Annotated in this window: 6 protein-coding genes; all 6 read left to right on the forward strand. The window is 46.8% G+C overall.

The annotated features are described in order from the left end of the window. The first annotated feature begins 91 nt into the window (after positions 1–91). From AC1DUA_RS01705 to AC1DUA_RS01730, 6 genes are read left to right on the forward strand one after another with little or no spacing between them, the layout of a single operon-like run. The gene (locus AC1DUA_RS01705) at positions 92–1,186 is read left to right on the forward strand and encodes a putative 2-aminoethylphosphonate ABC transporter substrate-binding protein (protein ID WP_477498093.1); all 1,095 of its coding nucleotides are present in this window, start codon (positions 92–94) and stop codon (positions 1,184–1,186) included. A 36-nt stretch (positions 1,187–1,222) separates the two neighbouring features. After that, positions 1,223–2,275, forward strand: coding sequence for an ABC transporter ATP-binding protein (locus AC1DUA_RS01710; protein WP_477498074.1), 1,053 nt, complete (start codon positions 1,223–1,225; stop codon positions 2,273–2,275). After that, positions 2,272–3,993, forward strand: a complete 1,722-nt coding sequence (locus tag AC1DUA_RS01715) for a putative 2-aminoethylphosphonate ABC transporter permease subunit (RefSeq protein ID WP_477498075.1) — start codon at positions 2,272–2,274, stop codon at positions 3,991–3,993. The genes AC1DUA_RS01710 and AC1DUA_RS01715 overlap by 4 nt, the downstream gene beginning before the upstream one ends. Before the next feature lie 30 nt (positions 3,994–4,023). Then, on the forward strand, positions 4,024–7,998 hold the full coding sequence (locus AC1DUA_RS01720) for a LamG-like jellyroll fold domain-containing protein (protein ID WP_477498076.1): 3,975 nt from the start codon (positions 4,024–4,026) through the stop codon (positions 7,996–7,998). Between the two features lie 29 nt (positions 7,999–8,027). Next, on the forward strand, positions 8,028–9,566 hold the full coding sequence (locus AC1DUA_RS01725; RefSeq protein ID WP_477498077.1) for a DUF2341 domain-containing protein: 1,539 nt from the start codon (positions 8,028–8,030) through the stop codon (positions 9,564–9,566). After that, positions 9,515–12,739 carry an S-layer homology domain-containing protein gene (locus AC1DUA_RS01730; protein WP_477498078.1) on the forward strand — a complete coding sequence of 1,075 codons (3,225 nt, stop codon included), beginning with the start codon at positions 9,515–9,517 and terminating at the stop codon, positions 12,737–12,739. The genes AC1DUA_RS01725 and AC1DUA_RS01730 overlap by 52 nt, the downstream gene beginning before the upstream one ends. The last annotated feature ends 54 nt before the right edge of the window (positions 12,740–12,793 follow it).

A 12,793-nucleotide genomic window follows, 5' to 3' on the forward strand; every position in this document is an offset into this window, starting at 1 on the left:
GAGTTAACACTGCGCAAACAAAACTCTTTTATCTTTAAGGTATCAAAAAACTAAAGAAGTCTGAGGAGACTGGCGCAAAATGAAACGAACAATGAAAACGATCTTGACCGTAACTGTAACAACAACGCTAATTGCTTCTGTACTTGTTGCTTGCGGATCTGCGAAAACCACAAATTCACAGGCAGATGCAAGTGGCTCAGCCAAAACTGCACCACAAGCTGACGTAAATAACAAAGAATTGACCGTGTACACGGCACTGGAAGACGACCAGATCAAAGCATATTTGCAAACGTTCAAACAATCACATAGTGATTTGAAAATCAACATTGTGCGTGACTCCACAGGAATTATCACAGCAAAGCTGCTGGCGGAGAAAGATAATCCACAAGCTGACGTCGTTTGGGGGATCGCAGCGACAAGTCTTCTAGTTATGGATCAGAACAAAATGCTTGAACCGTATGCGCCAAAAGGCGTTGAACGTATTGTTCCAGAGTTTAAAGACACGGCTAGCACGCCTGCCTGGGTAGGTATTGATGCATGGGAGACCGCTTTCGTTGTGAACACCACGGAAATGGAAAAACGCAAGCTCGCGATTCCGCAGTCTTATGAAGATTTGGCTAAACCCGAATATAAAGGCATGATTACGATGCCCAATCCTGCTGCTTCCGGCACTGGATTCTTGACCGTTACCGCACTTCTGCAGCTCAAAGGGGCTGATCAAGCATGGACATTCATGGACAAGCTCAATGACAATATTGCGATGTACACGGATTCTGGATCCAAGCCGTCGAAATTAGCGGGCACTGGCGAGTATCCGATCGGGATATCGTTTGGGTATAGAGGGATTACGGAGAAAAAGAACGGTGCTCCGGTGCAAGTTGTATTCCCGAAAGAAGGCTCAGGTTGGGATGTTGAAGCGAACGGACTTGTGAAGAAGAAGGCGATGAAGCCGGTTGCCAAAGAATTCTTGGATTGGGCGATCAGCAACGATGCGATGAAGGAATATAACAAAAATTATGCCATTATCGCTCTGAAAAGCGACAGTAACCAAATACCGGATGGCTACGAGAAAGATCCTTTGAAACAATTGATCAAAAATGATCTCAATTCAATGGCCAAACAACGAGACGACGTTCTGAAGGAATGGCAAAAGCGTTATTCAGCAAAACAAGAACCAAAGAAATAATCTAGTCACCATGATTTTCAAGATGAGGGAGAAGTTATGACACAGCATTTTTTAGCTATAAATCATGTATCCAAATCCTTCGGTTCTTATCAAGCACTCAAGCAGATTGATCTCGGCATCAAGCAAGGCGAATTCATTTGCCTGCTTGGGCCGAGCGGTTGTGGGAAGACTACGCTGCTGCGCATATTGGCAGGCTTGGAGAAACCGGATACAGGTTCGATTTCTATGAACGGTCAAGATATTACGTCACTACCTCCTGCGAAGCGCAACTGCGGAGTTGTCTTTCAGTCCTATGCGCTATTTCCGAATTTGACTGCTCACGAGAACATCACGTATGGACTGGCTGGGAAGGGATTTAGAAAGAAAGAGATTGAGGACAAAACAATACATATGTTGGAACTTGTTGGATTAAGTGAGATTGGTGATCGTTACCCATCTCAGCTTTCCGGGGGACAACAGCAGCGTGTGGCTTTGGCGAGAGCATTAGCACTTTCGCCGGAGTTTTTGCTGCTTGATGAACCCTTGTCTGCACTTGATGCCAAGGTGCGCAGTCATTTGAGAGAACAAATCTGTGAGTTGCAAGAGCGACTGGGCATTACAACGATCATGGTGACACACGACCAAGAGGAAGCACTCACTATGGCAGACAGGATCGTCGTCATGAACCATGCAGAAGTCATTCAGATTGGGACGCCGGAGGAGATCTATGACGAATCTGCGACACCGTTTGTCGCAGATTTTATTGGAACGACCAATTTCCTCGAGCGTACGTCGAGATCTTCGAAGAGACAAGGGAATGTTTGGCATGCCATTCGTCCTGAGCATGTCCGTATCGTCACAGATACACGGATGAACGGCCTGCCCGTTATCCTTAAGTATGCAGAGTTTCATGGACCTTATTATCGAGTGACAGTTGAAACTTTGCAGAAGGAGCATGAATTCAGCGCAGAACAAACGCTGAAATTAGATGTTCCCGTTGCAGAGTTTCGTCAATTGAGGCTTAAAAAAGGCGACCAGCTCACAGTTGCTGTCTCCGGCAATTATCGTTTGTTCAATCAAGATCGTCTTGAAGAGGCGGTACTTAGATGAGAACTTTGCTTTATGCCTCAATGAATCTTTTTTCAAATCGTAAGTTAACGAAAGAAGCTTGGTTGATTCGCTTACTGCTGATCGTTATGTTAACAGGTCTTGTGGTGTCCATCGTATTCCCTCTGATTGATCTGTTTTCCAAGGCGTTTCAGGATGGTACAGGAAATTGGGTGGGAGTCGATCATTTCGTCCAATACTTGCTTACGCCGTCATTGCTAGTTTCATTAAGCCATTCCCTTAATATATCCATTTGGACGACATTTCTATCAGTCGGTACGGCCTTCTTTTATGCTTATGCATTAACAAGAACGGCTGTCCGGGGAAAGACGTGGCTGCGGTATATGGCACTACTTCCCTTGTTTGCCCCAACGATGATGTACGGTATTGCTTTGACGTACCTGTTTGGCAACCAAGGGATTGTAACAACAGGGATATTTGGCTTCATGCAAGGATGGAATATTCATCTTTACGGTAGCGTTGGCATCATCATTTCCGAGGTTATATATACATTTCCGCACGTTTTTCTCATTATATGGATTGGATTATCCAACGCCGATTACCGTTTATTTGAGGCTGCTGAAACATTAGGCGCCAGTCGGTTCAAACAGTTTGTCACAATCACACTACCACAGACCAAATATGCACTGATCAGTGCAGGTTTCGTCTGCTTTACACTGAGTTTCACTGACTTCGGAGCCCCGAAGGTAGTAGGGGGTCAGTATAATGTGCTGCCAACTGATATTTTCAAGCAGGTCATCGGCCAGCAAAATATGTCTATGGGGGCTGTAATTGGCATCCTGCTAACGATTCCTGCCGTTCTTGCCTTTGTCGTTGACCGCGTGGTTGAAAGAAAACAGCAATCGATGGCATCCGTTAAATCGACGCCATACGAGATTCGCCCGTCTCGGCTTCGAGATCTGATCTACACGCTCTTTTGTCTGGGGGTTGCAGGAGGCATCCTGCTGCTGATGGGGACGGTGCTTATTTCATCCTTCATTAAAGTTTGGCCTTATAATCTCGCCCTCACGTTCAAGCATTACGATTTCAGCGTAGTCTCTGCTGGCAGTCTAGAGCCCTTCTGGAACAGCCTTGCGGTCGCAGCTTTGACGGCGGTAATTGGAACTGTGATCTCTTTCCTTCATGCGTATTTAATTGAAAAAGTACGTATCTGGAACCCGGTTCGGCAGCTTGGATATTTCATTTCGCTGCTCCCGCTTGCGCTGCCAGGACTGGTGATCGGACTCAGCTTTATATTCTTTTTCAATCGACCTGACAATCCGCTGCATCTGCTGTACGGTACGATCTGGATCGTTGTACTGGCCAACTTTGTCCACTTCTATTCCGTGCCATTCGTAACGGCAACGGCATCACTAAAGAAACTGGACAAGGAATATGAGGTCGTTTCGGAGTCCATGCGAGTGCCAATCTATCGGCTTTTCATGCGTGTCACGGTCCCGGTTTCGCTTCCAGCCATCCTGGAGATGGCAGTCTACTACTTCGTGAATGCGATGGTCACGATCTCGGCGGTTGTTTTTCTGTATGCGGCAGATTTCAAGCTCGCTTCTGTATCCATTGTTAATATGGACGACGCAGGCGACGTGGCATCCGCAGCAGCGATGTCAAGTCTTGTGCTGCTTTCTAACATCGTAGTACGTCTCGGATATGAATTCGTATCACATCGTCTGCTGCAAAAGACGCAGAAGTGGCGAAGCAAATAACTCAATTTGTGTTGGAAGAGGAGAAAGTTGATGAAGTTACGAGGGAAACTTTCCATTTTATTGCTATGTTGTTTCATGTTTGGATCCATTGCATCCATCTTACTCCCGAAGCAAGTAAGTGCTGTTTCTGCTTGTACAGGCCCCGTTCCTGTGCCGGATTTGGTTGATTTTGATTTTACCGAAAGTGCTATTAAGGATAATTCACCGCGACATGTAGACGGTACAGCCTACGGCAACCCGCAGCTCGTTTTTGATCAGAAGCTGCAAAAAAATGTACTGAAGTTGACAGGCGGTCAGTTTATTCTGATACCGAACGCTGCGGAACTCAACAACTTCCCGAACGGGTTTACGATGCTGGTTCAATTTTCAGCGGATGTTTTTAGCGGAGAACAAGGGATCTTCCAGAAAACACAAAGTACAGGTTACGGTTTAGAAATAGACCCTAACAAAATGGAAACATGGGATTATATTGGCGGTGCGACAAGGAAATTATATAGCCCCGTATTAACTACCAATAAGTATTACGATGCCGCAATTACCTATGATGGAGCTAAGCACGTTCTTTATATGAATGGGGCTGGATTGAATGGCATCGGGCAGATTGCTGCGACAGAAAATCGAACAGGCGCGGTAACATCCCCTACGACAGTCGCTTTGGCCATCGGTGGGGATCCGCAACCTGGAAACACCGCACAATTAACATTTAAAGGCTCCATAGGCTATGCGAAGATGTTCAGCCGAGGCTTATCGCAAGCCGAATTGGCTTGTTACTACGAAAGCACAGGGATACTTGCCGATCAACAGGCGCCGTCCTGGCCTACTGGCAGCCAGCTTACGGGGGCGCAACTCAGCGAGACCAGCTTTAACTTGAACTGGCCTGCGGCAACGGATGATAAAGCGGTAACGCAATACCGTGTATACAAAAACGGTACTTTGATGAATACAGTAAATGGCAGCACGAACAGCTACTCCTTTGATCTCGTCATTCCAGGAGAAACCGCCACTTATAAAGTTGAAGCCGGAGATGCATTTGATAACTGGACGACAAACGGGCCGTCATTAACGTATACAGTGCCTGGAACGGTTGTTGCACCTCCGGGCATGCTGCCTGACTTGCTGCAATTGACTTTTGATCATTCGGCGGGAGAAGACGGGAGTACGGCAAGTAATCACGGTACAGCGATTGGCAATGCGACAGTGAATTACGATCCCGATTTTAACAAAAACGTTCTTGCATTGGATGGAAAATCGTCCTATGTACGGATTCCTGCGAATCAAGGGCTCAGCCCTGATTTTATGACGATGGCGGCGTCCTTCTCTCTGGATGATGTGTACAGAACGCAAGACATTATCGGGAAAATGCAGCGTTCCGACTATGCACTAGAATTCAATCCGGTTACACAGAAGCTGGAAGCATGGTTTTTCATTCATGACGTCGCAGGAAATGAATCTTTCGTTATCGTTCCTAGCACCACGAGAATAGCAGCTGGCCAAATTTATGATGCGGAAGCTACGTTTGACGGGCAAACTGCGAAGCTTTATGTGAATGGAATGCTGGAAGGAAGCCAATCCAGAAACGGCATCATCGGTGGTGCCACGAAGGTGGATCTAGCAATTGGCGCAGATGCTGAACCGATAGAGGCTCAGAGTTATTTTCAAGGCAAAATCGGATTCGTGGAAATCTACAGCAAAGTGCTGGATGCAAGTGCCGTGCAGCAATTGCATAACAAGTATGCGCCTGCTGTCACACCGCCAATTTCATCCATCGCCTGGGATATTCCGACAGATTGGTGGGTAGGGCAAAGCGCGCAAGCCGTTGTGAAAAAGCGGGACGCTAACTCCGTGGAGACGGTTATTGATAGCGGCCTTACCTATCAAAGCTTGAATCCCAACATTGCTGTGATTTCCACGGCAGGGACGATTAGTCCTCTTCGTGAAGGTACGGCAACTTTTATAGCCAAGTTCGGATCGTTTAGCGCAAGTGTTACGATCCATATTCAAGAAAGAGAGCTGCCTAAGCCGCAATCTCTATTACTAAATGGCCCGTCTGTTTTGATGGCTGGGGAGACAGCGAATGTCGTAACAACAGTCGTCTATGACGATGGAAGTACTGGCGCTATGACGACTGGGCTGATGTATAGCACCGATCAATCATCTGTTGCTCAAATCGACAATACCGGCAAAATCCAAGCCATTGCCCCGGGAACTGCGGTGCTCAGCGTTGTTGCTGGTGGATTAAGAGCGGACTACATTCTTACGGTTAGTCCATCCAATGAACATAACGGGGACCCGCAGATAACGGCGTTGCAGTTCAGCGGTCCGACTTCTTTGGCCGTAGGTCAATCAAAGGGCACGGTGCTCACTGCCGTATATTCGGATAACTCGATGACACAGTTAACATCAGGGGTCACCTATCGGAGTGAAGATCCGATTGTAGCTCAAATTAACTCCGTCACTGGAGTTGTATACGGGGCTCAGCCAGGGATTACACATCTCGTCGCGCAATATCAAGGGTTTAATGCAAGCTTCTCAATCGTTGTTACCGAAAGCGAGCCGACACCTCCGACACCGGGACCGATTCCGCAGACGCTACTGGTGACAGTACCTTCGACCTTATACATGGGCCAAAATGCAGCGATTTCTGCTATCGCAGTATTTATGGATGGAGACGTACAATCTTCTATTCCTGTAACAAATAGGGTGCAATGGCTGGCTATGAACGCTGATATTGTTCAAATAGACCCTCAAGGCAGTATTACAGGACTCCGTCCTGGATCAACTGTGGTGACGGCTACATATCAGAATCTGGTCGCACAAGCGATGATAATTGTTTTGGGATCTAGTGGAGGAGGAGGAGGAGAAGGAGAAACACCGTCCAATCCAGGCGGTTCGGATTCAGATTCGAGCTCGAATTCGAACTCCAATACCGTCTCAGGCGACGAACACACGCTGAAAGTAGAGGATTTAAAGGATAAGCTAGCGTCCAACAGCCCAATAAAAGTAGCTACTAGTATCAATGAAATTATATTCCCATCACTGACAGAGAACACATCGAACGAGCAGACGATAAACGTAACTCGAGGCGAACTTACGCTGACGCTGCCTGGAAATCTGTTCGTGGATGCATCCGCCAGCAAGCTGGTACTTGGACTATCGACCGGCTCAGAAACAGATCAAAAGGTATGGCTGCAAGCGTCGGGCACGGAATCGAAGTTTGCTTCTTCCATCTTTGATATAACGATCGCTTCTCAAGCGTTAGACGGTACGAAAACGCAAAAACAAAGCTGGGCGCAGCCGATCGAAGCAGAGTTTACCGCAAGTGGTGATAAGCAACTGCTAGGTGTCTACCGCATTTTTGATGATGGAAGTATGGCCTATCTCGGTGGGCAACTAACGGAGAAAGGGATTCGTGCAGAACTCCAAGAAAGCGGCAAATACGCGGTACTGGAGTACCATAAAACTTTCCAAGATATGCCTGAGCAGCACTGGGCGCATCGCACTGTGAGTATCATGAGCGCCTTACATAGGGTCGAGGGCGTAAGCGATACATTCTTCCAACCAGATAAGTCCATTACACGAGCTGAATTTGTAGTTTTGTTAATGAAATCAATGCATCTTCAACAGCAGAAGGCAAGCAGCTTTCAGGATGTCCCTGCGAGCGCATGGTATGCCCCTTATGTAGCAGGAGCAGCCTCATCAGGCTTGGTAACCGGCGACGGAGAAGCCACCTTTAATCCCGAATCGGTGATCAGTCGAGAGGAAATGGCTGTATTTATGGCTAGAGTATTTGAACAGGTTGGCGGAAAATCAGGATCAGACAATGACAATTCGTTCAAGGATGCCGATCAAATGTCAGCATGGGCCCGTCCATCCATTGAGTTGACGGCCAAATTAGGGCTTTTGCAAGGTCGTGCAGATCAATGGTTCATTCCAAATGGGCACGTATCTCGAGCAGAAGCCGCACAAGCGGTATTTAATCTGGTTACTAAATTATCCAAAAAATAAGCTTTCAATGAAAGAATGGAGGATCTTCCTTGCAGCGAATCCAGCGTTCCAAGCCAATCATAGCACTCCTTGTTGTTTTCATGTTCCTATGCCAGATGGCACTGCCAGCATTAAGTCCACAAGCAAATGCGACCTCCGCTCCATTACCATGGGCGGATGCTGACCGGAATTATCGTATTCAGCTAAGTTTTGATCATTCATCAGGAACGGAAGATTTGCAGAACTACCCTGTTTTGGTCAAACTTGACGCAACGAAAATTGATTATTCGGTAACAGCGTCGAACGATCTCCGATTCTACTCGTCAGATCAGTCATCTGAGCTGCCATACGAGGTTGAGAAATGGGATCCTCAGGGAGAGAGCTTAATTTGGGTGAAGGTCCCTGTTATTCATGCCCAATCCAGTACGGATAACATCTGGTTGTATTATGGAGGTAGTTCAACAATCAACCTTCAGCCGAAGCAGGTGTGGGATTCGAATTATTTGCTCGTGTATCATTTCCAGGATAGAATTGCTGATTATTTCTATCATCCTTCTCAGGTGAAGCAATACACAGACTCTACCGTGAATAACAATACGGGTTTGCGGAATGCAAGCAATGCAAGTTCAAGCGGGCCTTCTTATACGCTGGAAGCGAAGGATCCTCGTTACAACATGGTAGGACGTTACTATGAAAGTCATCGTGGACTTGTAAGAGCAACGAATGGCAATGTGGGCGATGGTCAAGGTCAGATTACAATCTCGGCCTGGGTACGTGCGAATGAGTATGAATTAAACACATTGAACTACTACGTTATTTCGAGAATACGAAGCGCGGATACACTTAATCGTGCGTATTTCATCAAAATCGGCGGCGGTAAATGGAGTGCTAACTTATTCACAAACGATGCCGATGCAAGTAAAAACGGCAGCACAGCGCCGGATTTAGACGGCGGGGCCGTAACGGCAGATTGGACCTATTTGACGCTAACTTACGATCAAAATCAAGCGGGTAATAATCTCAAGCTGTATCGCGATGGCGTGCTCATGGCATCTGCTAACCGCAGCGGAGCATTGATTACAACAAGCGGCACCTCAACGGCGCCATTCACGATCAGCAAATCCTCGGATGCAGGAGCTGCAGGCGGGGGCTATCGTGGTGGTGTAGATGAGGTTAGGGTTTCGAAGCAAGCTCGTAGTGCGGCTTGGGTACTGGCCGACTATCAAATGATGAGCAAGAACAGCCAATTTGTCGTCTTTGGTGAGAAAGAGTCGAAGGGTACGCTGCAGCTTTCACTGCTTCAACCGAAGCAAGGCGCCGTATACTACTCGCCTGATTTAAGCCTTGGAGGCGTGACTAGCGATGCGTCAACCATTCGCTATCAATTAGACAATCAGCCGACAATTGAAGTGGATGGCAGCTCCAAAGCTTTTCAAACGATGCTTAGTCAACTAACGGGCGGCACACATACCTTGAAAGAGGGCACTCCAAGGAGCTCGTCAAGCTGTTTGCTTGGAACTATACGACCAGTAAATGGGTGCAGATCGCATCAAAGCTGGGAAATGCGGACAATAGCGATTTTAAATTGACGGGCACATTGGACAAAACGACGATGGTGAACAGCACCACGAAAGTTGCTAAATTGTATGTAGCTTCTACACAGCACGATACGATGCTTCCAGGTGTAAATCCAACGCCAAGCGATTACGATTTCTCTTTCGTATGGATGACGGATACTCAGTTAGAGGCAGAGTCTTTCCCGACTGTGTACGATGCAGAAACGCAGTGGATTGCAGATAATAAGGATGCTCAGAAAATCCAGTATGTGATCCATACCGGTGATATCGTGAATTCCGCAAGCCAAGAATTTCAATGGCAGAATGCGGATCGTAGTATGAAAATTTTGGATAATGCTGGAGTCCCTTATGGTGTTATTCAAGGGAACCACGATACGAACGATACACTGTATAGTAAATATTTCGGTGCTTTCCGTTTTAAAGACAAGCTGATCAATGGGAAGCCTTACTATACGGAATATAACAGTATGAACAAGAATCATTACGATCTGATCTCCGCTGGGGGAGTGGATTTTATTATCTTGTACATGGGGTGGGGCGGGTTAAACGCAACATCCGTGAGCTGGGCGAATCAGGTTTTGCAGCAATATAAAGACCGTAAAGCGATTCTAGCTGTTCATGAGTATTTACTATATGAGGGTACTTACGGTACGGATGATTACGGTGGAAACAACATTATGAATCAAATCGTCACACCCAATAGCAATATATTCATGGTATTGTGCGGCCATAACCAATCCACTTATTACAACGTTAAGCGTATTGGCGGCAAAGTTGTGTACGAGTTGCTGCACGACTATCAGGATGCGGCTTTAGGTGGTGCGGCGTATATGCGGATGATGTACTTCGATTTGAAGCGTCAGCAGATTTATATGGTTCCGTATTCACCGATTACGAACGACAATTACGGCTTTTTCCAGCAGCAGCATGAGTTCTATACGATGCCGATCAAGTGGAACAATGAGCCGCTCGAACTGGCTACGGGGTATATTGGCATCACAGGAAGTAACGTTAGTTTGTTGAATACGCAGCAGCCTGTCCCATCCATTGGAGGAACGGCCAGTTATGTTTGGAGTGCTAGAAACACCAATCAGCCTTATGTTTGGTATGCCGAGGCTTCGGACACATTTGGTCACAAGGTGAAAACGGATGAAAGCAGTTTTACCATTGCTGCTCCAGTCGTGCAATCCATTCGATTAAGCGGACTTGCTCCAATGAAAGCGGGGCAAAAGCTCAGCTGGACGGTTGAAGCCACCTATACAGACGGAAGCRTTTCGCCTGCCACTGGGTATGTATTGACCAGCAGTAATACGGCTGTTGCAACGGTCGATGCTAGTGGTCTTGTATCGGCGCTCGCCGAAGGTCAGACCGATATCACAGCGAGATTGGGTTCGATTGTAACCTCGTATCGTTTGATCGTTCAATCGGCTACGTCTGTGCCACAACCCATTATTCAATCGATTCAAATAAGCGGTTTACAGGCAGGTGAAGTTGGGAAACACCAGCAGACGGTAGTCACTGCTACCTATAGCGATCAATCGACGGCATCGCTGCTTGGAGAAGATCAACCGTTGGTGCCAGGATTAGTATTAACGAATTCAGATCCTGCTATCGCATCTTTGAACCCGTTAACTGGGGAAGTAACTTCTTTGAAAGCAGGCCAAACCGTTATTACAGCTACCTATCAAGCTCTTTATAGCAGTTATACTTTGTTAGTGAATGCGGATCAGACCGTTCCACCAGATCCTGAGCCTCAATTGGATTCGCTTGTAATCAAAGACCTTCAAACACTGAAAGTGGGAGAAAAAGGCCAAGCAAACGTATTCGGGCATTACAGCGACAAGCAAGAATTCGTTCCAATTCAGGAGGGGATTCAATTTACCAGCAGCATGGAGTCTGTAGCAACGGTGAATGCGCAAGGTGGAGTGACGGCAATAAGTCCAGGCCTTGCAACAATTACTGCCAGGTACAAAGGATTGGCAATCAGCGCTGAAGTCAAAGTTATTGCGGTACCACCTGTACCACCAAGTGGAGGCGGAGGTGGAGGTGGAGCATTTATACCGACACCTGCTCCGACGTATCCAGACGACGAATTTATTCAAAAACTAAATGCGAGTCAGTTAACAGCTAACAGCGCAATGGATACTTTCATCGTACATGCTGAGAAAGGTAAGGATCAGATAGAGCTTCCTTACTTGACTTCAGCTCAGGCAACAGCATCGCATATTGCTATTCAGTTTGACTGGGGAACGATGACAATGCCAACTCACGCCTTGTTATCTGACGAGGCAAGTAAAGAATCGGCGCTTGTCTTGTCGAAGAAGGTATGGACGGACGATTATATGGATATTCTGAAAGATTTGGAGTCACATCCGTCTTTACGTGTGAAACCGGCAGCCGATATGATTCATCTTAATTGGGGCTCCTCGGCTCAGATTGCTCCTGTCGACATTCAGATGCCTTTACAGGAAGGGCTTAACAGTAAGAGAGCTGGGTTATACCGCATCAGCAATGACGGTCAACTCATCTTGCAATCTCTGAATACTTCAGCTGATCCATCCCAAATGCAGTTCAAGGCAACTGGCAGCGGTGACTTTGTCATCCTACAGAAGGATATCAACTATTTTGATGTAAAAGGTCATTGGGCTTCAACTGTAATCGGAGATCTGGCTGCGAGAAACATGTTTGATGCCATGGTAGCTAATCCAATTGTTGTCGATCAAGGCGAGCTAGGCTTTAGTCCTGAACAGCAGATGACTCGTTCGGAATTTGCTGCACTGATCGCTCGTTCGCTTGGGCTGACGAAGGCAGGAAACAGCAAATTTGCTGACATTCCAAATACAGCTTGGTATTCACGAGAAGTTGCAGCTGCTTCGACAGCAGGCATTATTGATGGCGTTAGTGACTCTTCTTTTGCTCCTGATTCTCAAATAACAAGAGAGCAGATGGCAGCTATGCTGATGAGAGCCTGGAAAGTCAATCATGGCAAGGCAGAAGCGCCGGAGGCGGAGGAAGCTTATGCCGATTGGAATGAGGTTGCCGAGTGGGCGAAAGAAGCGATAACTTCTGCTTCCTCATTACGCTTAATGAATGGCCGTGCGGATAAAATGTTCGTACCGAAAGGAACAGTGACCCGAGCAGAAGGTGCACAAGCTATTCACAATTTCTTATTTGGATCAAAATAAGTATTCCTGTATACCCTATTGGAAAAAGTACACAATTTTAATATACTTAACTAT

This window comes from Paenibacillus sp. 01T422, from assembly GCF_056398785.1.